Here is a 19,546-nt window from a genome sequence, read left to right on the forward strand (position 1 = left end):
GGCGCCCGGCAGTCCCTGGACAGGATCCGGCCGGCGGAAAGGAGATGGCCTTAGAGAAAGTCCGGCCACGCGAACCGGGCATCGGCGACCGCCACGAAAGACGGGTTGAGCTGCCGGGCATGGTGGTAGACAAGCGGCTGGCGGCCAGCCACCCATACCGCCCCACCACTCTCTTCCACCAGGCATTGACCGGCGGCCGTGTCCCAGGTATGCGTCGGGCCAAAGCGCGGATAGAGGTCGGCGCGTCCTTCAGCAAGCCAACCAAATTTCCATGCCGAACCGAGCGCCGTGCGTTCGATGCCCCGCTCGTCGCACGCCAGCGCCTCACACAACCCGGTTACCGCCTCGGTCCCGTGCCGGGCGCTGCCCACCACACGCACCGGACCGCCAACGAACGCCCGTCCGTTCAGACGCTGCACGCCCCCCCGCGTCCTCTTGAAGGCGCCGCCGCCCTTTAGCGCGAAATAGCACTCGCCTGTGACCGGCACGAATATGACGCCCACGACCGGCCGCCCGCCCTCGACGAGCGCCACATTCACCACAAAGGCGCCGGTGCGCGCCACGTATTCCTTGGTTCCATCGAGCGGGTCGACAGACCAGTATCGGTCCCCGGTAATCTCGCCACCCTCTTCCGAGGCCACCGGCACATCCGGCGTGGCCTGAGCGAGCACCGTCATGATGGCTTCGTGCGCGGCCCGGTCGGCCGGCGTTACCGGACTGCCGTCGCTTTTCAGATCAACGGGTCCGGTGGTACGGTAGTGCCCCAGTATCGCCGCGCCCGCCCGTTCTCCCGCGGTCTGCGCCCATTCCAGATATCGCCCGTAACCCGCATTCACTTCGCTCTTCCCCTTGTAATGATGTGTCAATGACGCCGATGGGTGACTATTATTCCATAACACGCGCCCACGCGCTTGCGAAGCACCGGGACCCGGCCATACCTCCGAAAATCCGGGTCCCTGCCATAAATTGCCATACATTCCCTGCGTTTTTTATGGCAATTTTAGACGTCTATGATTCCATGCTGCACGACGCGTAGGGATTCCATGGCGCACGACAAGCAGGTCTCCTGGCCAAATTCATGAAAATAGGTGCTGCTATTGTCGCTAAAATGCGGTATAGTTTGCGCCCAAAGAATCGGGGACGGTTCTTGACGACAGCGGCAACGCCTCTCGACGGGGAACGTTCGTGGAACCAAACACAGGCGGCGTTGTCCTTGGCAAATTGATAGCAACTATTAAGGTAAACTCAACCGATGACAATGAAAATTACTGCGGCAACGCGCGCTCTTACGGCACTTGCACAGGAGACACGACTTGGCATCGTCCGATTGCTGGTCAAGGTGGGCCCGAGCGGGCTCGTAGCCGGTCAAATCGCCTTACGTCTCAAACTTGCTCCGGCCACATCGTCCTTCCACCTGTCGCAGCTGACGCAAGCCGGGCTTATCAAGCCATCGCGGGAAGGCCGCTCGATACGCTACGCCCCCGTGCTTGGCACCATTGGGGAATTGTTGGCGTTTCTGGAGGAGAATCTGAGCGGTGGTCCGACCGAAAAGGCGGCAGCCAAAGCATCGGCGAAGAGCACGCCGAAGTCTGCGGCCAATAGCGCGACGAAGGCCGCGCCGGCCAAAAAGAAGGCGGCTCGCAAGAGTCGCTGAGGGTAACGGCGAAACCTGGGCGAGACGGGCGGACGGCGTGCCGCCGTTCGTCTCGATCCCTCAGGCGCCAGAACGCGCGCACAGCACGACGAGCTTCAGGTCTCGCTCGACGAGTGAGGCGAAGGTCGTCTGCTCGTAGACCGCAAGCCCCAGGACCGGATGACGAAAGGTCTTGACTGCGGGATCGCGTAATGACACCTCACGCCGCTGCCAGTAGGCGCGGAACTCGGCACTTTGGCGGCCAAGGTCCGCGACCAGCTCCTCGTACTGCCCCTCTCCCGCGAGATCCCCGGCATCCGCCGAAAACTCCGCCACCAACCGGCGCGCGCGCTGCGGCCAATCGACCACGAAGTCACGCGCCGCTGGTACGCAGAACATGAAACGCAGCAGATTGCGCTCCTGACCCTGGGATCCGAGCCAATCCGGAAACAGGGCCTCGGCCTCCTTGTTCCAGGCCAGCGCGTCCCAATAGCGCCCCAGACAATAGGCCGGGCTTGCGATGCGTTCCAGGACCGCTGCGATCGCCGGCGGCACGCGCGGCGTCCGGCGATATGCGCGCTGCGGTGCAAGACCGGCCGCCTCCCAAAGGTAACGCCGTTCAGCATCGGTCACGGCCAGTACATCGGCGAGCCGCGCCAGGGTATCCGGAGAGACCTGGGGCGCGCCCCTGCTCGATCCACGTATACCATGTGACGCTGATCCCACACAGTGTGGCCAACTCCTCACGGCGTAGGCCCGGCGTACGGCGCCGTCGCGCACTCGCCATCCCCGGTGGCGCGGCGCGCTCGCGCAGCATGCGCAGGAACCGCCCCAGCTCTTCCGGTCTGGTTGTCATGCCGATCCCGGTAGTCTTTATCAGAATGCGCGGAAAACCCCGCCGTTCAGGGCGGGGATGCAGAGCGCGGCGGGTAGGCGGCTCAATGCCGCCGTGCTCGCCTAATCCGGTGTTTGTTGCTGCTCGACATTGTGCCCCGCCGTTCAGGGCGGGGATGCAGAGCGCGGCGGGTAGGCGGCTCAATGCCGCCGTGCTCGCCTAATCCGGTGTTTGTTGCTGCTCGACATTGTGGGCCGCATGGCCCATGTACTGGCGAATAATGGAAATGGGCGCACCGCCGCAGCTTCCGGCAAAGTACGATGGAGACCAGAGCGCTCCGCCCCACAGTCTCTTGCGAACGCTGGGATAATTCTTTTTGCGGATCATGCGGCTGGAAACTCCCTTGAGGCTGTTCACCAGTGCCGAAACGGGCACGGTCGGCGGGTAGTTCACCAGCAGATGCACATGGTCATCCTCTCCGTCGAACTCCACCAGCTCCGCGCTGAAATCCTGGCAGACGGCGACGAAGAGGCCGCGCAGATCGGCCAGCACCTCGCCAGTGAATACACCACGGCGGTATTTCGTCACAAAGACCAAGTGAACATGCAGGTTAAAAATGCAATGTCTGCCATGCCTTACTTCAGCTGCATCCGTCATTGACCAAGCATACAATAGAACCATGCTCATCCGCAAAGCCGTGCGCTACCGACTGGAAACCACGCCAGAGCAGGAAAACCTTCTGGCCCGTGCGGTAGGCTGCGTGCGCTTCGTCTGGAATCGCGCGCTGGCCCTCCAGCAGTCCTATCTCGCCCAGCGCTGCGGCCGTTTCTCCTACGGCGATATGGCGCGCTGCCTGACCACTTGGCGCCAGAGCGAGGCCTTCGGGTTTTTGGCCGAATCCCCATCGCAACCGCAACAGCAAACACTGAAGCACCTGGACCGGGCGCTCAAGGACGCCTTCGACAAGAAATCTTCCAAACGCTTCCCGGTGTTCAAGAAGAAAGGGCACCATGACAGCCTGCGTTACCCGGACCCCGAACAGATCCGGATCGATCTGAAGCCCCAGGATGACGATGGCCGAAGCGTGCTTCCTAAAATCTTCCTGCCCCGCATCGGTTGGGTGAAGTTCCGCAAGTCTCGCCTCATCGGGGGCGAAATCCGCAATGTCACGGTAAGCCGCGCCGGCGGACATTGGTATGTGGCCATCCAGATCGAGAAGGAAATCGCCGATCCGGTGCATCCGGCCCCCACCGCCGTGGGCGGTGATCGGGGCGTGGCGAATCTGCTCACGCTGTCGGATGGGACCGTGTTCCTGCCGGTGACGGCCTATCGCCACCGGCAAAAACAACTGGCCAAGGAACAAAAGACCCTGGCGCGCAAGGTGAAGTTCTCGGCCAACTGGAAGCAGCAGAAGGCCACGATCACGCGACTGCATCAGAAGATCGCGGAAATCCGAAAAACCGTACTGCATCAGGTCAGCACCATCATCAGCCAAAACCACGCGGTGGTGGTGCTGGAAGACCTGAAGGTGCGGAACATGACGGCGTCCGCCCGCGGCACCGTCGCACACCCCGGACGCAACGTCCGGCCAAAAGCGGGGCTCAACAAAGCCATCCTCGATCAGGGCTGGGGTCTGTTCAAACAGATGCTGGGTTATAAGCTCCAATGGGCGGGCGGTATGCTGCTCTTGGTGGATCCGGCCTACACCTCGCAAGGGTGTGCGGTGTGTGGAGTGGTGGATGCGCGCAATCGCGTCACACAAGCCGAATTTGCTTGTCAACGCTGTGGTCACAAAGACCACGCCGATGTGAACGCGGCACAGAACATCCTCGCAAGAGGGTTGTTATCAACGGCGGGGCACGTCGGGGTAGCCTGTTCTCCGGCATAAGTCGGAGAGTTGTCCGGAACCAAAGGGAGCCGCCGGACAATCGAAGGGGCCGAGGTCAGGCCGCTGTTGGCAGGAAGGAATCCTCGTTCTTCAGGGCGAGGAGGATGTCAAACCATAAGTCGGAGAGTTGTCCGGAACCAAAGGGAGCCGCCGGACAATCGAAGGGGCCGAGGTCAGGCCGCTGTTGGCAGGAAGGAATCCTCGTTCTTCAGGGCGAGGAGGATGTCAAACCAGTATAACAGGCCCGTCTGGTACCGGCATGTCGGAGATGTATGCTGACGCGGGTCGTTAATTGCAAGGGATGTCTGCCATGAGCCATGACCAAGATGTCACGCGCCAGTTCGATGATGTCGCCGCCCGCTATGAAAACAGCGCCGTGCATGCCGAGGGCCCGGATCTCGCGCTGTTTCGCCATGCCGCCGAACGCCTGCGCCCCCGCCACGCCCTCGATGTCGGTTGCGGGCCCGGACACGTGGCCTTGGCGCTGGCCCCGTTCTGCACCCATGTGCAGGCGGTCGACGCCAGCCCCGCCATGCTCGCGATCGCCGCCGCCCGCGCCCGCGAGGCCGGCCATGGCCATATAGACATCCGGGAGGCGTCAGCCGCCCGGCTGCCGTTTGCCGATGCCGCCATGGACCTCGCCACCTGCCGTTTCAGCGCCCACCACTGGCGCGACGTAGCCGCGGGGATACGCGAGATCGGGCGCGTCCTGCGTCCGGGCGCAACCTTCATCTTGACTGACAGCGTCGCCCCCGACGACCCGCTGGCCGACACCCACCTCCAGGCCATCGAGGTCTTACGGGACCCGACCCATGTGCGCAACTACACGGTCTCTGCGTGGATGGCGCTCCTTGCGGCGCACGGCCTGGCGCCTTTGCGGACGGATCATTTCCGTATTCGTCTGGTATTCGCCGATTGGGTGGCGCGCGCCAAGACTCCGCCTTCGCGGATTGCCGCGATCGAGGAGCTGCTGTCCAAAGCCCCGGCCGAGGCGCGCTCGCGACTGGGCGTGGAAGAAGACGGCTCGTTTCATCTCGACGTCCTGACCGTGCAGTGCGCGAAGCGCGGCTCGTGACAGCAAGCGCGACAAGCCCGGCCTCTTGGGGGTCTGGACGAGAGGCCCCAAGGGGTCTTGGAAGACCCCCTGCCATGGTAACGCCGGCGGCGCAAGGGGCCACGTTCCGGGAATCTCTCGTTGGTGGGTGCATCAAGGGCCATGTCTTAAAGCCACTGGCCGTGGAAACCCGCCGAAGCGGCCCCGCGCAGCCCCTGGAAGCAAGGGCCGCGGCAACCGTCGCCGGGGGCATCTCAATGAGGGACGACAAAGCGGTTTTCGATCACCCCTATCCCCGTAATCCGCATGCGCACCACGTCGCCCGCGGCGAGATAGGAAGGTGGTGTGCGACTCATGCCGACCCCCGCAGGGGTACCGGTGGCAATGACATCACCCGGCTCGAGCGTGATGAGATGCGAAAGATGGCTGACGAGTGCCGGGACATCATAGATCATGTCCGAGGTGCGGCCCTGCTGGCGCAGCTCGCCATTGACCCAGGTCTCTAACACGAGATCTTGCGGGGCCCCGACATCCGTCCTCTCGACCACGGCGGGACCCATCGGGGCAAAACCATCACTGATCTTTCCGGCGAGCCATTGGCCGGTCCGAAACTGCAGGTCGCGGGCGCTCACATCATTGATCACGGTGTAACCAAACACATGGTCCAAGGCCTCATTCAGGCCGACCCGCCGCGCGCGCCGGCCGATGACGACACCGAGCTCCACTTCATAGTCGACCGCCTGCGACTGCGGCGGCAGCCGGACATCATCGCGCGGGCCGGTGATGGCGTTGGCCCATTTCGCGAAGAGCGGCGGCTCAGGTGGCACCGGCTGCCCGACCTCACGGGCGTGACTGCGATAATTGAGGCCGATGCCGATGAAGCGGCCGGGGTCGTGCAGCGGTGCGCCTAGCGTAAGGACCGCGGCATCCAGGGCGCGCGCGCCATCCCCCGCGCCATGGCCGCGCAACGCCTCGAGAAAGGCGTCGACCCCGGGTGATGCCAGAAGCGCACGCAGACTGGCGGCGGCGAGCGCCGCCGGGACACCCGGCAGCCTCCCGCCCCTTAAGTCCCGGTACCGGCGATAGCAGTCGGCGAGATCGTAGAAGGCGCCCTTGATGTTCACGCCCAGGCGGTAACCACCCCGCGCCTTCTTGTAGCGCAAAAACTCCATGCCATGCCCCTTTTTGGGAATGCCCCGGCTACGGCGCCGGCCGGCTTCTATAAATCTGCGTGATATGCCCCATCACACCATGAAATAACTATCTGATTCTTATCAGGTTATCAAAACAATTCTCTGGTATTCCGGTAGGCTTTTCGTGTACCGTTCAAGCGTCGCCACCTTATCTGTTCCGGGAGACCGTATGTCGGCAACACAACACGATCACGAGCATGGCACGTCGGAGGTGAAGTATTCCACCTGCTATATGTGCGCCTGCCGGTGCGGCATCAAGGTGACGATCGAGAACAATCAGGTCCGCTTCATCCAGGGTAACCGCAACCATCCGATCAATAAAGGCGTGCTGTGCGCCAAGGGGTCGGCGGGCATCATGAAGCAATGCTCACCGGCGCGCCTGCGCAGCCCGCTCATGCGCAAGCCCGGTACCGAGCGCGGCGCCGGGGAGTTCATCGAGATCTCCTGGGACCAGGCGCTGGACATGCTCACCGAGCGGCTCGCGCGCATTCGCGCCACCGATCCCAACAAGTTCGCGTTCTTCACCGGCCGCGACCAGATGCAGGCACTCACGCGCCTATTCGCCGAGCAGTTCGGCACGCTCAACTGGTCGGCGCATGGCGGCTTTTGTTCCGTGAACATGGCCGCCGCCGGACTCTATACCCTGGGCTACGCCTTCTGGGAATTCGGTGATCCGGACTGGGACCGCACCAAGTATTTCATGCTCTGGGGGGTTGCCGAAGACCACAACTCGAACCCGATGAAGATCGGTATCGAGAAGCTGAAGAGTCGCGGCGGCAAGTTCGTCGGCATCAACCCGGCGCGCACCGGCTATCAGGCGGTCGCCGATGAATGGGTGCCGATCCGGCCCGGCACCGACGCCATGCTGGCGCTGTCCATGATCCACGTCCTGCTCTCGCGCGAACTCTTCGACTGGGAGTTTCTGATCCGCTACACCAATGCCCCGTTTCTCGTGGTGCAGACCCCCGGAGAGAAGGGCGACGGACTCATCTATCGTGACGAGGCCGGGCAACCGCTGGCCTGGGATCTCAAGAAAGAGGCATTCGTAAACGGCCTCGACGCCTCCTGCCACCCGGCGCTCTTCGGCGAACACAAGGCCCCCGATGGACGCACGGTGAAGACCGTCATGACGCTGCTTGCCGAACGCTACCTGGACGAGCGTTTCGCGCCCGAGAACGCCGCCAAGATCTGCGGGGTGCCGGCCGCCACCATCGAGCGCCTGGCGCTGGAAATGGCCCATGTGGCCTTCAAGGAAACCATAGAAATCGCCGTCGAATGGACCGACTGGGCGGGCCGCAAGCACGACAAGTTCATCGGCCGGCCGGTGTCCATGCATGCCATGCGCGGGGTCTCGGCGCATTCCAACGGCTTTCAGGCGGCGCGCGCCATCCATTTCCTGCAGATCCTGCTCGGCACGATCGACTGCCCCGGGGGATTTCGCGCCAAGCCCCCCTACCCGCGGCCGGTGCCATCGCCCGGCAAGCCCGCCCGGCATAGCGCCCCCAACACACCGCTCGATGCGCACCCGCTCGGCTTCCCGACCGCCCCCGAGGATCTCGTGATCGATGACGAGGGGCGACCGTTGCGCATCGACAAGGCCTACTCGTGGGAGGCGCCGATCGCCAATCACGGCCTCATGCATATGGTGATCACGAACGCCGTCAAGGGTGACCCCTACCCGATAGACACCCTGTTGTTCTTCATGGCCAACATGGCCTGGAACTCGAGCATGAACACCGCCAACATCCAGGACATGCTGCGTGCCAAGGGTCCCGACGGGGAATACAAGATCCCATTCCTGGTGGTGGCCGACGCCTTCCACTCCGAGACCGTGCATTTCGCGGATCTCGTGCTGCCGGACACCACCTATCTCGAGCGCTACGACGCGATCTCGCTCCTCGATCGGCCGATCTCCGAGCCGGATGCGGTGGCCGACTCCATCCGCCATCCGCTGCTCGCGCTCGATCGTGACGTTCGTCCCTGGCAGGAGGTCATGATCGAGATCGGTGCGCGCCTGAAACTCCCGGTGTTCACGAACGCGGATGGAACGCCCAAGTACAAGGGCTATAAGGACTTCATCACCTATTACGAGCGCGAGCCCGGCATAGGCTTCCTGGCCGGCTACCGGGGCGCCGACGGCAGCAAGTCGCTGCGCGGCGAACCCAATCCCCAGCAGTGGGAGCGCTACATCGAAAACCAGGGCTTCTTTCAGTACCACCTGCCCAAGGGCATCCGCTACATGCGGTTCGCCAACAAGGGCTACCTGGAATTCGCCGTGGAGGCGGGCTTTCTGAAGACCGCCGAGCCGATCATGATCGAGCTCTATTCCGAGGCCATCCAGAAGTTTCGTCTGGCCGGGCTCGGGCTCTACGATGGCCCGACCCCCAAGGAACGTGTCGATCAGGAGCGTCTGGCCACCTACTTCGATCCCTTGCCGGACTACTACGAGCCGTTGGAGCAGCAACGCATCGACAAGGAGGAGTACCCGTTCTTCGCGGTCAACCAGCGCCCGATGATGATGTACCACTCGTGGGATTCGCAAAACGCCTGGCTTCGGCAGATCATTGCCCAAAACCATCTGTACATGAACCGTGCCCGCGGCGAGAGTCTCGGATTCAAGGACGAGGACTGGGTGTGGGTGGAATCGCACAACGGCAAGATCCGCGTGCAGCTGCGCTTGATCGAGGGCTGCCAGGAAGACACGGTGTGGACCTGGAACGCGATCGGCAAGCAATCGGGCACGTGGGGATTGAAACCCGGCGGTCCCGAGGCCACCGAGGGCTTCCTCATGAACCACCTGATCTCGGAGCTCCTCCCCGAGAAGTCCGGCGAGCGGCGGCTTACGAATTCCGACCCGATCACCGGGCAGGCGGCGTGGTACGACCTGCGCGTGAAAGTCACGCGCGCCGCCCCTGGCGAGGAAGGCGTATGGCCGACATTCGCCAATGTCTCGCCGTTGCCGAACGCGGCGCCCAAACCCGACATCCTGCGCTATAACACGCGCACCAAAGCGAGTTAAGGAGTTCGTCATGCGCCTAGGTCTTGTCATCGATCTCGACACCTGCGTCGGCTGCCATGCGTGCGCGACGGCCTGCAAGCAGTGGAACACGAGTTCCATCACAGCCCCGCTCACGGATTACGATCCCTACGGAAAGGAACCCTCCGGGGTGTGGTTCAACCGTATTCGCCATTATGAGATCGGCGAATACCCGAACAACAAGACCATCAACTTCCCGATGTCGTGCATGCACTGCGAAAACGCCGAGTGCGTGACCGTATGCCCGACGGGCGCCTCCTACAAGCGTCCCGAAGACGGCATCGTGCTTGTCGATCAGGACAAGTGCATGGGCTGCAACTACTGCTCCTGGGCCTGCCCATACGGCGCGCGCGAACTCGATCGCGAGTCGGGCACCATGAAGAAGTGCACCTTGTGCGTGGACCGCATCTACGACGAGACACTGCCGGTCGAGGACAGGCAGCCGGCATGCGTGCTGGCCTGTCCGGCCCATGCGCGTCTGTTCGGTGACCTCGACGATCCGGAGAGCAGCACGAGCCGCGCCGTGCGCGAACGCGGCGGTTATGCGCTCATGCCCGAGCTCAACTACAACCCGACGAACCATTATCTGCCACCGCGGACACGGCCGGCGATCCCCACCTCCGACCTCCCGCGCGGATCGCTGGCGCGCAAGGTCAAGGAGTGGGTCAACCGTGTCATCGAACGTTAAATACATCAGGGGGCTTAAAATATGAACCCGTCACTTGCCGTCATATTCTTAACGCTCTTCTCGGGCGCCGGATTCGGTCTCATGGCGATGGTCGCAGTCGTGAACGACTTCACTATCGACGGAGGCTTGAGCCCGTTGCGTACCGCCATCCTCGTGGCGCTCGCCTTGCTGCTCGTGACCATGGGCATGGTGTCGTCGACTGCGCACCTCGCGAACCCGAAGAATGCCTGGCGGGCGTTCACCCGCTGGCGGACCTCATGGCTTGCACGCGAGGGCGTGTTCGCGGTGCTGTTCTATCCGCTGGCCATCGCCTATCTGGGCTGGGTGTTCTTCACAAACACCGACCAAGATGGCGGGGCGCTCGTGCTCGGCAACGTCGCAGCTCTGGTCGGGCTTATCACGATCTTCTGCCAGGGCATGATCTACGCCTGCCTGCGGACCATACGGCAGTGGCATACACCGCTCGTCCCGGCGAATTTTTACGCCCTCGGGCTTGCGCTCGGCATGACCATCGTCGCAACCAGCCGGGTGCTGGCCCGTGGGCCGGATCTCATACTAGTAAGCGCGGCCTGCGCCCTGCTGGTGGCGGCCGGGGTCATGAAGGCGATCTATTACTTCTGGATCGGCGCCCCGAGCGGCACGACCCTGCAGACCGCCACGGGTTTTACGGGGGGACGGGTGAAACTCCTGGATCAGGGGCACACCTTCGGCACGTTTCTGACCCATGAGTTCAGCAACTGCATAAGCCCGGCCCGCGCCCGGAACTTCAAGATCGCGGTCTATGCCCTGGGATTCCTTGCGCCCATGGCCATCCTGCTTGCCGCCGCCCACATGTCCCTTGGTCTGGGCGTGCTGTTGGCGCCACTGCTGGCCTTCATCGGGATCGGGCTCGAGCGCTACCTGTTCTTCGTGGAGGCCCAGCATGTGGTGAATCTCTACCACGGCCGCATGCCTGGCTCCCTGCCGCAGATGCATCCGGCCTTGCGCGGCGGGGCGGTGAGCCCGGCGGTGGCCAGAAAGCCGCTCGTCCCGAGTTACGAGAAACGCTAGAGCTTATCGGCGCCGGCCGTTATAGTGCCCGAAGATCACGAGCGCGAGAGCCGGGTCATGGCGGACGAGAGGGAAAACGGCGGCCTTACGCACTTCGATGCGCATGGCCAGGCACACATGGTGGATGTGACCGAGAAGGTCGTCACCTCCAGGGTGGCCACGGCCGAGGGGCACATCACCATGGCCGAGGCGACCGCTGACACCATCCGCGCCGGCACGACTCGCAAGGGCGATGTCCTCGGTGTCGCGCGGCTGGCCGCCATCCAGGCCGCCAAGCGCACCGATGCCTTGATCCCGCTCTGTCATCAGGTCCCGATCTCGGGACTTGATGTCAGCTGGGCATTCGTGGATGCCACCTGCCTGCGCTGCTCGGTCAGTGTCCGCACGCGCTATGTGACCGGCGTGGAGATGGAGGCCCTGACGGCCGTAGGCATTGCGCTCTTGACCGTTTACGATATGTGTAAGGCCATGGACCGCGGCATGGTCATTGACGGAATCCGCTTGGTGCACAAGGAGGGAGGCCGCTCTGGAACCTGGGATCGCACGTGATATGGCAGACGCCGGGGTCCTCGTCCCGCAGGCAAAGGATCTCCATGACCGTTTCGGTCGCCGGATTTCCTATCTGCGGGTATCGCTGACCGAGCACTGCAACCTGCGCTGCCGATATTGCTCTCCTGAAAAAGGCACACCGCGCTTTGCGCGCAAGGACCATCTGGCGCCCGCCGAACTCGACCAGCTGCTTTCGGTGTTTCGTAGCCTCGGCGTGCGCCATATGCGCTTCACCGGCGGCGAACCGCTGCTCTACCCCTGGCTTGTCGACCGCATCGCCCATGCCCGCGGCCTCGGCATCGAGAAGCTGAGCGTCAGCACCAACGGCTACCTGCTCGACCGGCTCGCCGGGGCGCTGGCGGACGCGGGCCTGAAGCGCCTCAATGTGAGTCTCGACAGCCTCGTGCCGGAGCGTTTCGCGCGCATCACCCGCGGGGGTGATGTGAACCGGGTCCTGCGCGGTCTTTTCATCGCCCGCGAGTCCATCCCGCACATCAAATTGAACGTGGTCCTCCTGAAAGACGAGAATTTCGCTGAGATCCCGGCGCTCGTCGACTTCGCACTTGCCGAGCGCTTCGACATCCAGTTCATAGAGACCATGCCCTTAGGGATTGCCGGCAGCACAAGCCGCGCCGAAAGCTACGTGAGCGTGGCCGAGGCCGAGGCATGTATTGCGCGCTCGCACGCCCTGGTGGCACGTCCGAGGGCGCCCGATGACGGGCCCGCCCGGCGGTTTGGCGTCGCCGGTTTTGCCAGCGATATCGGCTTCATAAGCCCCATCAGCCAGAACTTCTGCGCCGGTTGCAACCGCGTGCGCCTGACCTCCACCGGGCGACTTGTCTATTGCCTGGGCCAGGACGACGGGGTCGATCTCCTCGCGCCGCTACGCGCCGGGTTGACGCCCGAGGCCCTGGCGGATCTCATCCGTGATAAAGTCTGGCACGAAAAGCCCGAGCGACACACCTTCAACGATGAACCCGGACGCGCGGCGCCCGTCTATATGATGCGTTTGGGAGGCTGACTGTGATCACCGTTCGCTGTTTTGCCGCGGTGCGCGAGATCCTCGGGTGCGACACGCGCAAGCTCGCGCCCGCCGACACACCTCAGCGCGCCTCGGATGTGCTGGAGGCGCTTGCCGGTGCGCGAGTCGCCGATCTCCCCAAACCCCTTCTCGTCGCCATCAACTGCGAACATGCGTCGCTCGCAAGCCTCGTCCACGACGGCGACGAAGTCGCATTCTTCCCGCCCGTGAGCGGCGGCTGATGATCGTCAGACTGCAGACCGGAGACTTCGATGCCGAGCGCGAGGCGCAGGCGCTCGATGTCAAGGGCGCGGGCGCGCGGGTAAGCTTCGTCGGCACGGTGCGCGACAGCGCGCAGGATCGCACGATCACAGCGCTCGAGATCGAACACTACCCGGAGATGACGCGCGCGGAACTGTCTCGCATCGGCGCATCCGCCCAGGCCCGCTACAATCTTCAAGAGGTGCTCATCATCCATCGCCATGGGCGCCTCGCCTGCCATGAACGCATCGTGCTCGTCACCGTGTGGTCGGCACACAGGGCCGAGGCCTTCGCCGGCTGCCAGGCGATCGTCGATGCCCTGAAGACCCGCGCCCCCTTCTGGAAAAAGGAGATCTCGCCCGAGGGCGCCGTTTGGGTACCGGGTCAGAGCCCGCAGGGCCTGGAATAGCAGGGCCTAAGATAGGCGCGCCGCGACCTCGGCCAGCTTTTCCTCCAGGGCCAGCCACTGCTCCTCATCGGCGGCCTGGCGGGCCGTGACGGTCGCGCGCTCGGCCTGCAGGACCTTTATGGTCTCTCCCCCCTGCTGGTAGGCACGCGGATCACCCAATACCCCATCGATCTCGGCAAGACGCGCGGCATCCACCGCCATACGCGCCTCGATGGCCTGTTGCTCGCGCCGATAGGCCTTGGGAGATATGGTGGGGCGTCGCCCCTCCTTTTTGGGCCTCGCCACGACCTTCGGCGCACGCGATGCGACCGTCTCCCGCTGATAATCCTCGAGATCGCCGGCGTACTCCCGTACTCCACAGTCCCCCACCAGCCACAAGGTATCGGCGCACGAACGGATCAGATGGCGATCATGTGACACCAGAATCAAGGCCCCGCTATAGTCCTGCAGGGCGTAGCCCAAGGCCTCACGCATCTCCAGATCGAGATGGTTGGTGGGCTCATCGAGCAACAAGAGATGGGGGCGGCCCCACGACAGGCCGGCCAGCACAAGCCGGCTCTTCTCCCCACCCGACAGCCCCTGGATCGCCCGCTCCAGACCGCCCGAGCCGAAGCCAAAGCCTCCCAGATAGTCGCGCAAGGCCTGCAAGGGTGCGGCCGGGTCCAGGGCCACCATGTAGGAAAGCGGGGTGCCCTGTGGATCGAGCTGCTCCAGTTGATGCTGCGCAAAATATCCGACAGTAAGGCCGGCGGTCGCGGTGCGCGTCCCCGCACTCGGCGCAAGCGCCCCCAAAAGGACCTTCAGGAAGGTCGACTTGCCAGCGCCGTTGCGACCGATCACGCCAATGCGATCACCCGGCGCCACCGTGATGCCCACGCCCGCAAACAACGCAGCGGCATCCGGGTAACCGAACGCCACATCGCGTAGCGTGATCAAGGTATCCGGCACGCGTTCGGGGCCCTTCAACGGCAGCGTGTAGCGGACCTCGCCACGAAGCTTGGTCACGCGCTCCATGCGCTCCAACATCTTCAAGCGGCTCTGCGCCTGGCGTGCCTTGCTGGCCTTGGCCCGAAAGCGCGCCACGAAGCGCTCCAACGCCTCAACCTGCGCCGCCTGCTTGCTCTCCGCCGCCTCCCGCTGGACGGCCTCGAGGGCACGGCGTTCGACGTAGGCATCGTATGATCCGGCATATAAGGACAAGGTGCGATCATGGATCGCCGCTACGCGATTGACCACCGCGTTCAGGAAATCCCGATCGTGTGATACGACTAGCAATGCCCCATCGAAGCGCGCCAGATACTGCTCGAGCCAGGCGATGGCCTCGAGATCCAGGTGGTTGGTGGGTTCGTCCAGCAGCAACAGATCGGCGCGAGCCATGAGCGCGCGGGCAAGATTCAGGCGCATGCGCCAACCCCCACTCAAGACCTGGACGGGCCGCCCCAGATCCTCTTGCGAGAAGCCCAATCCGGCCAAGAGCTGGCTCGCGCGCGCCGCGGCGCTGAAACCTTCGATCGCCTCATAGCGGGCCTGGGCAGCGAAATAGCGCTCATCGTGGACCCCGCTCGCCAGGTCTTTCTCCAAGGCCCGCAACTCCGGATCCCCGTCCAGGCTACACGCCAGCACCGAGGCATCCGTATCCGGGGTCTCCTGGGCCACCGCCACGACACTCACCGCCCCCGCGAACTCAAGCCGCCCCTCCTCCGGTTCCAGGCGCTCATGGATGATTCTGAGGAGTGTGGACTTCCCCGAGCCATTGCGGCCGACAAGACCGATCCGCTGGCCCCGGTAGACTTCAAACGAGACGTCGCGGAAGAGCTCCTCGCCACCCACGCGGAACGACAGATCACGGACATTAAGCATCCGCGTATTCTACGGACTGCGGCCATGCTTGGCGATGCATGCACCAACCGCCTCATCCGGTCCGCTCTCGCCCAACGGGCCTCGCGCACACCCCGGCCCCCGCCACCCCCATCCAATAGCATCTTTGATACTAAGGGCGCTTACGGTATGATGCCACCCGGAACGGGGCGTAGCGCAGCCTGGTAGCGCACCTGAATGGGGTTCAGGTGGTCGGAGGTTCAAATCCTCTCGCCCCGACCAAATATCCCAGCCCTATCAAGAAGTTACATAGACTCTTTTCCGAGCCGCCGGTTTCCGCAAAATGAGTGCGGGGCTTTTGCGGGACTTTTCACCACAGACCCGATTGGCCGCCTCAATGAGCTGACTCAATTCCGCCGCCGAGTAGTGGTCGGTGATGCGCGTCGATTCGTGGCCAAGCAAACCCTACCGGTCCTCGAAGCGCACCCCCGCCGCGCGCAGCCGCGCTCCAAACGTGCGCTTCAGGTCATGCATATGCGCCAATGGGACGTCCGCCTCCGTGCGTGCACGCCGCCGGGCCCGGGAATTTATCTTCTGGACCGGGTGGCCGCGGTAATTGAAGACATATGGGGAGCGCCGTCCGCGCTGCGCCTCGATGACTGCCTTGGCGACCTGATTCAACACCACGCAACGCTTGCGTCGATTCTTGACGTACACCGCAGGAATCAAAAACACGGATGTTCCTAATTCCGGCACGACCACCTCCCACTCCCATTGCAACGGCACACCTCCCGCTCCCGACAACCCGTGTTGACCTTGAAGAGCGCCATGCTGGCCAGATGCGGGCAGTGCCGCAAACAGGCGCTCCTGCTCATCTCAAGACAAGAGGTACGGTTCACGTCGGTCGCGTTCTGACAGGAGCGAATGCCGGAAGGCCACAGCACGCGCCAGCCTCTTCCACTGCGGTCGCGAACCTGGCTCCAAAGCCTGGGGGAAGCGTATTGCAATAGCCGACTTTGGCCAGAAACCCGGCCCGCGTGGGCGCCAAAAACCGCGCCGGTTTCACCGGCCGAGGAGACATGCATACGCTCAAAAATCCCCGGGTCGTATGGCAGGATTCCCGGCCCTTAAGACTGATTCCGCATAAACCCACTGTCGCGGAACGCAAGCGCAGGCAAGCCGGCCTTCACCCTGGGTTCGCAAGAACCGCACAAACCGCTTCGACGCGGAGGCTTGCGAGATCACCGCGCTCATAGGCGTGGATATACACCCCTATCTCGCGGTTCCGGGCGGTCGCAACCTCGGCAGCCCGCGTGTCTTGAAGCGACTCCAGGAGCCCCTTGTCTGGGGCGCATCTGGCATCATTGCAGGTGGCCTACGCTCACCCGCCCGTTCCTACGCCCATTGCCGGATGAATCGCTGGCCTTGCCGCCGACATGGGTGCGCCCGTAGACTTCGCATCCTCCCCGCGTTTTCCCAAAATGGCGCGCCGTAATCGACTCCGTCCCGTATATCGAAAAGACATAGAAAGGCGACTACGCGTCTTAAATGACCTAGAAAGTGGCCGTCGAACCATCCAATTCGGTTCTCACTCATGATCCATATTCAATCGACCCAATCGAGCGACCGCGCGACTGCCTTTTTCCAAAACGCGCAGTACCTTGCCCGAGTTTCTTCCGACATGGCGGGCTCCCAGGACTTACCTATATCCCAGTTTGCCTTCAGATCCTCGATATTTTTCCAGTACCCAACCGCCAGTCCCGCTGCGTAAGCGGCGCCCAACGCTGTCGTTTCAGTGACCTTAGGCCTGGCAACGGGTACGTTTAGTATATCTGCTTGAAACTGCATAAGCAGTTCGTTGCCAACCATGCCGCCATCCGTCTTCAGGGTCGACACGTTGATACCAGAATCTTCCTCCATGGCTTCAACGACATCGCGCACCTGGTACGCGGCTGACTCTAGCGATGCGCGCGCCAAATGAGCGCGGGTCACAAACCGCGTGAGACCGGCGATAATGCCGCGCGCGCTACCCTTCCAGTATGGCGCGTAGAGTCCGGAAAACGCCGGAACGATGTAAACACCGCCGTTATCATCGACACTCCGGGCGAGCGGCTCAATCTGGGCCACGTCGTCGAATAGCTTGAGGTTATCCCGTAGCCACTGAACCAGGGCTCCCGTAATAGCAATCGAGCCTTCCAAGGCGTAATGAGGCACGTCGTCTCCCAACTTGTATGCGACTGTCGTCAGCAGTCCCGCCTTTGACTGGACGCGAGTTGTGCCGGTGTTCATGAGCAAGAACGACCCCGTACCGTACGTGTTCTTCGCCTCACCGGGCGCAAAGCACGTCTGACCGAACAATGCCGCTTGCTGGTCGCCCAGAATACCGGCGATCTTTGTCCCGTTCAAAGGCGAGATTCGGATTTCCCCGTGGACTGCCGATGACGGCACAATCTGGGGTAAGCAGGCACGCGGAATTTTGAATGCACTCAAGAGGGCGTCATCCCAATCGCAGGTCGCCAGATTCATCAACTGGGTGCGGCTCGCGTTAGTCACGTCCGTCACGTGACAACCCCCATTCGTGCCCCCGGTGAGATTCCAGATGAGCCAAGAGTCCACTGTCCCAAACATTGCGTCACCCGCTTCCGCCTTTTCCCGCGCACCGGGTACATTCTCGAATATCCAAAGCAGCTTGAGGCTCGAGAAATAGGTCGTGATCGGCAGACCTGTGGTTACGCGAAACCGGTTTTGGCCACCATCCCTCACATAGCGCTGAACGAGGTCGTTGGTCCGAGTGTCCATCCAGACCAACGCGTTACAAATCGGCTTGCCGGTTGTCCTGTCCCAAAGAAGCGTCGTTTCGCGCTGATTCGTGATGCCGACGGCAACAATATCCCTTGCTGATAGATTGGCGCGCGCAAGTGCTGCGCCCATCACTTCCTTCGTGTTGCTCAGGATCTGGAGCGGATCGTGCTCGACCCAACCAGGCTTCGGATAGATCTGATCATGCTCTTTTTGGGCAACCGACACGGTCGACCCCCGTCTATCGAATACGATAAAACGCGAACTCGTCGTTCCTTGATCCACAGCGCCGACATACCGTGACATACCCTTACTCCTCGCTCGAAGAAATCCAAACAGGCTTCGCCCGTTGCCATCCGATACTCTCATCTCGCAGATGTCATCAAGTGGCGGGCCGGACGGGTCTCCTTTCCTGGATAATGATCACTATGCGGAAAATACCCCACCTAGGGCACGACCCCATCCGGGATCATCATCACGCATTGTGGCTAACCCGGATATCCCCGCCCATGGACTGCGGTGGTCGGGCGAGGTATGGCCAATATCACGGTATACGCGAGAGACCGGGGGGTTGTAGGCGTAGGCTGTTTTTGCATTCGGCATGGCGTAATGATAGCCGCGACCTGAACGGAGCGAAACCATCGGCGGCGCGCCAAGTCGCGAGACGATCGCCAGGCTTTCCGAATGCCCCGAGCTCTTGGCCGCGGCGACAGAAGGACGCCACTTGCCTTTACAAGCCAGCTTGATGAGGCCAAGCATGTGGTGACCTTCATGGGCTACCCCGCGTGAAGATCCACTCGACCAAACCCCCTCAAGCCGCTGAGCAAGCAGGTCACACGCTACGCGAACGTGGTCTGGGTCTCCCCGAATGGGTACAGCATTATGCGCCTCGTCGACACTATCCTTATGGAGCAAAAAGACGATTGGATCCTGGCGAATTGCGCCCTGACCCTGGAGGCATCAGCGGAGATAGCGCCACCCTCCGGGGCGGCGTAACGAGAGACATCCGAACCGGACTCCCTATCAGCTATCAAGACATTAAACGACTTGCCGGGATGCTACCGATCCCTTGTTGGTCAAAGCAGCCGCACGCGACTTTTGTCGACCACGAGCGCCCCACCCACCTCCAGGTTAAGGCCTTCGCAACACGCGCACGGCCTCCGTGGTCGTTCGGGCGATATCCCACAATCACCAGACGCTCCGGGTCAGCTCTGAGACGCTGGTCGTTCCATGCCAAGATAACCGGAGACGACCCAAATATGCTTGCACGCCGACATGCAACTGAGGGGACGCGCACTCGCGCGCGCCAAG

19 protein-coding genes and 1 tRNA gene are annotated in these 19,546 nt (G+C 62.8%); 12 read left to right on the forward strand and 8 right to left on the reverse strand.

Annotated elements, in window-relative coordinates; all coding sequences use genetic code 11:
• Window positions 1-50 precede the first annotated feature (50 nt).
• Window positions 51-836, reverse strand: a complete 786-nt coding sequence (locus C4901_RS09680; RefSeq protein WP_168185658.1) for a 3'(2'),5'-bisphosphate nucleotidase CysQ — start codon at window positions 834-836, stop codon at window positions 51-53.
• Window positions 837-1,327: 491 nt separating this feature from the next.
• Between C4901_RS09680 and C4901_RS17290 the strand changes: the two genes are divergently transcribed.
• Window positions 1,328-1,654, forward strand: a complete 327-nt coding sequence (locus tag C4901_RS17290) for a helix-turn-helix transcriptional regulator (protein WP_240611743.1) — start codon at window positions 1,328-1,330, stop codon at window positions 1,652-1,654.
• 60 nt (window positions 1,655-1,714) lie between these two features.
• Here the strand turns inward: C4901_RS17290 and C4901_RS09690 are convergent, their stop codons facing one another.
• From C4901_RS09690 to tnpA, 3 genes are all read right to left on the reverse strand, one after another.
• On the reverse strand, window positions 1,715-2,266 hold the full coding sequence (locus C4901_RS09690; RefSeq protein ID WP_205735925.1) for a hypothetical protein: 552 nt from the start codon (window positions 2,264-2,266) through the stop codon (window positions 1,715-1,717).
• Window positions 2,253-2,489: a helix-turn-helix transcriptional regulator gene (locus C4901_RS19395; protein WP_205735926.1), complete on the reverse strand. Its 237-nt coding sequence runs from the start codon at window positions 2,487-2,489 to the stop codon at window positions 2,253-2,255. Before C4901_RS19395 ends, C4901_RS09690 begins: the two co-directional genes overlap by 14 nt.
• A 198-nt stretch (window positions 2,490-2,687) precedes the next feature.
• Window positions 2,688-3,125 carry an IS200/IS605 family transposase gene (gene tnpA / locus C4901_RS09695; protein WP_110137154.1) on the reverse strand — a complete coding sequence of 146 codons (438 nt, stop codon included), beginning with the start codon at window positions 3,123-3,125 and terminating at the stop codon, window positions 2,688-2,690.
• Window positions 3,126-3,147: 22 nt separating this feature from the next.
• Between tnpA and C4901_RS09700 the strand changes: the two genes are divergently transcribed.
• Window positions 3,148-4,356 carry an RNA-guided endonuclease TnpB family protein gene (locus C4901_RS09700; RefSeq protein ID WP_110137155.1) on the forward strand — a complete coding sequence of 403 codons (1,209 nt, stop codon included), beginning with the start codon at window positions 3,148-3,150 and terminating at the stop codon, window positions 4,354-4,356.
• 310 nt (window positions 4,357-4,666) lie between these two features.
• On the forward strand, window positions 4,667-5,431 hold the full coding sequence (locus C4901_RS09705; RefSeq protein WP_205735927.1) for a class I SAM-dependent methyltransferase: 765 nt from the start codon (window positions 4,667-4,669) through the stop codon (window positions 5,429-5,431).
• Between the two features lie 233 nt (window positions 5,432-5,664).
• Here the strand turns inward: C4901_RS09705 and C4901_RS09710 are convergent, their stop codons facing one another.
• Window positions 5,665-6,582, reverse strand: a complete 918-nt coding sequence (locus C4901_RS09710) for a fumarylacetoacetate hydrolase family protein (RefSeq protein WP_110137157.1) — start codon at window positions 6,580-6,582, stop codon at window positions 5,665-5,667.
• A gap of 190 nt (window positions 6,583-6,772) precedes the next feature.
• On the opposite strand from C4901_RS09710, the gene C4901_RS09715 reads away from it, so the two are divergent.
• The 7 genes from C4901_RS09715 to C4901_RS09745 are packed head-to-tail and all read left to right on the forward strand — an operon-like array spanning window position 6,773 to window position 13,618.
• Window positions 6,773-9,622 (forward strand): molybdopterin oxidoreductase family protein, encoded by a 2,850-nt coding sequence (locus C4901_RS09715; RefSeq protein ID WP_110137158.1) that lies wholly within the window; start codon window positions 6,773-6,775, stop codon window positions 9,620-9,622.
• A 10-nt stretch (window positions 9,623-9,632) separates the two neighbouring features.
• Window positions 9,633-10,328 carry a 4Fe-4S dicluster domain-containing protein gene (locus C4901_RS09720; RefSeq protein WP_110137159.1) on the forward strand — a complete coding sequence of 232 codons (696 nt, stop codon included), beginning with the start codon at window positions 9,633-9,635 and terminating at the stop codon, window positions 10,326-10,328.
• Window positions 10,329-10,349: 21 nt separating this feature from the next.
• Window positions 10,350-11,378 (forward strand): DmsC/YnfH family molybdoenzyme membrane anchor subunit, encoded by a 1,029-nt coding sequence (locus C4901_RS09725; RefSeq protein WP_110137160.1) that lies wholly within the window; start codon window positions 10,350-10,352, stop codon window positions 11,376-11,378.
• Window positions 11,379-11,435: 57 nt separating this feature from the next.
• On the forward strand, window positions 11,436-11,927 hold the full coding sequence (gene moaC, locus C4901_RS09730) for a cyclic pyranopterin monophosphate synthase MoaC (RefSeq protein WP_110137161.1): 492 nt from the start codon (window positions 11,436-11,438) through the stop codon (window positions 11,925-11,927).
• A gap of 1 nt (window position 11,928) precedes the next feature.
• Complete coding sequence (gene moaA, locus C4901_RS09735; RefSeq protein ID WP_110137162.1) at window positions 11,929-12,948, forward strand: GTP 3',8-cyclase MoaA; 1,020 nt, start codon at window positions 11,929-11,931, stop codon at window positions 12,946-12,948.
• A gap of 2 nt (window positions 12,949-12,950) precedes the next feature.
• Window positions 12,951-13,190 carry a MoaD/ThiS family protein gene (locus C4901_RS09740; protein ID WP_205735929.1) on the forward strand — a complete coding sequence of 80 codons (240 nt, stop codon included), beginning with the start codon at window positions 12,951-12,953 and terminating at the stop codon, window positions 13,188-13,190.
• Window positions 13,190-13,618 (forward strand): molybdenum cofactor biosynthesis protein MoaE, encoded by a 429-nt coding sequence (locus tag C4901_RS09745; RefSeq protein ID WP_110137164.1) that lies wholly within the window; start codon window positions 13,190-13,192, stop codon window positions 13,616-13,618. The genes C4901_RS09740 and C4901_RS09745 overlap by 1 nt, the downstream gene beginning before the upstream one ends.
• Window positions 13,619-13,624: 6 nt before the next feature.
• On the opposite strand, the gene C4901_RS09750 is transcribed toward C4901_RS09745, so the two are convergent.
• The gene (locus C4901_RS09750; RefSeq protein WP_110137165.1) at window positions 13,625-15,478 is read right to left on the reverse strand and encodes an ABC-F family ATP-binding cassette domain-containing protein; all 1,854 of its coding nucleotides are present in this window, start codon (window positions 15,476-15,478) and stop codon (window positions 13,625-13,627) included.
• A 163-nt stretch (window positions 15,479-15,641) separates the two neighbouring features.
• On the opposite strand from C4901_RS09750, the gene C4901_RS09755 reads away from it, so the two are divergent.
• Window positions 15,642-15,718, forward strand: a tRNA-Pro gene (locus tag C4901_RS09755).
• A gap of 183 nt (window positions 15,719-15,901) precedes the next feature.
• On the opposite strand, the gene C4901_RS09760 is transcribed toward C4901_RS09755, so the two are convergent.
• Both C4901_RS09760 and glpK read right to left on the reverse strand, forming a co-directional pair.
• On the reverse strand, window positions 15,902-16,222 hold the full coding sequence (locus C4901_RS09760; RefSeq protein WP_110137166.1) for a hypothetical protein: 321 nt from the start codon (window positions 16,220-16,222) through the stop codon (window positions 15,902-15,904).
• A gap of 819 nt (window positions 16,223-17,041) precedes the next feature.
• On the reverse strand, window positions 17,042-18,541 hold the full coding sequence (glpK, locus tag C4901_RS09765) for a glycerol kinase GlpK (protein ID WP_110137167.1): 1,500 nt from the start codon (window positions 18,539-18,541) through the stop codon (window positions 17,042-17,044).
• A gap of 543 nt (window positions 18,542-19,084) precedes the next feature.
• On the opposite strand from glpK, the gene C4901_RS19400 reads away from it, so the two are divergent.
• Window positions 19,085-19,231 (forward strand): hypothetical protein, encoded by a 147-nt coding sequence (locus C4901_RS19400; RefSeq protein ID WP_370445904.1) that lies wholly within the window; start codon window positions 19,085-19,087, stop codon window positions 19,229-19,231.
• Window positions 19,232-19,546: the final 315 nt, after the last annotated feature.

The organism is Acidiferrobacter sp. SPIII_3 (genome assembly GCF_003184265.1).
Classification (GTDB): Bacteria; Pseudomonadota; Gammaproteobacteria; order Acidiferrobacterales; family Acidiferrobacteraceae; genus Acidiferrobacter.

Excerpts from the sequence above, each read along its gene's own strand:
- C4901_RS19395 (WP_205735926.1), bottom strand. The coding sequence starts at position 2,489 with ATGACAACCAGACCGGAAGAGCTGGGGCGGTTCCTGCGCATGCTGCGC.
- tnpA (WP_110137154.1), bottom strand. The coding sequence starts at position 3,125 with ATGACGGATGCAGCTGAAGTAAGGCATGGCAGACATTGCATTTTTAAC.
- C4901_RS09700 (WP_110137155.1), top strand. The coding sequence starts at position 3,148 with ATGCTCATCCGCAAAGCCGTGCGCTACCGACTGGAAACCACGCCAGAG.
- C4901_RS09705 (WP_205735927.1), top strand. The coding sequence starts at position 4,667 with ATGAGCCATGACCAAGATGTCACGCGCCAGTTCGATGATGTCGCCGCC.
- C4901_RS09710 (WP_110137157.1), bottom strand. The coding sequence starts at position 6,582 with ATGGAGTTTTTGCGCTACAAGAAGGCGCGGGGTGGTTACCGCCTGGGC.
- C4901_RS09715 (WP_110137158.1), top strand. The coding sequence starts at position 6,773 with ATGTCGGCAACACAACACGATCACGAGCATGGCACGTCGGAGGTGAAG.
- C4901_RS09720 (WP_110137159.1), top strand. The coding sequence starts at position 9,633 with ATGCGCCTAGGTCTTGTCATCGATCTCGACACCTGCGTCGGCTGCCAT.
- C4901_RS09725 (WP_110137160.1), top strand. The coding sequence starts at position 10,350 with ATGAACCCGTCACTTGCCGTCATATTCTTAACGCTCTTCTCGGGCGCC.
- moaC (WP_110137161.1), top strand. The coding sequence starts at position 11,436 with ATGGCGGACGAGAGGGAAAACGGCGGCCTTACGCACTTCGATGCGCAT.
- moaA (WP_110137162.1), top strand. The coding sequence starts at position 11,929 with ATGGCAGACGCCGGGGTCCTCGTCCCGCAGGCAAAGGATCTCCATGAC.
- C4901_RS09745 (WP_110137164.1), top strand. The coding sequence starts at position 13,190 with ATGATCGTCAGACTGCAGACCGGAGACTTCGATGCCGAGCGCGAGGCG.
- C4901_RS09750 (WP_110137165.1), bottom strand. The coding sequence starts at position 15,478 with ATGCTTAATGTCCGTGATCTGTCGTTCCGCGTGGGTGGCGAGGAGCTC.
- glpK (WP_110137167.1), bottom strand. The coding sequence starts at position 18,541 with ATGTCACGGTATGTCGGCGCTGTGGATCAAGGAACGACGAGTTCGCGT.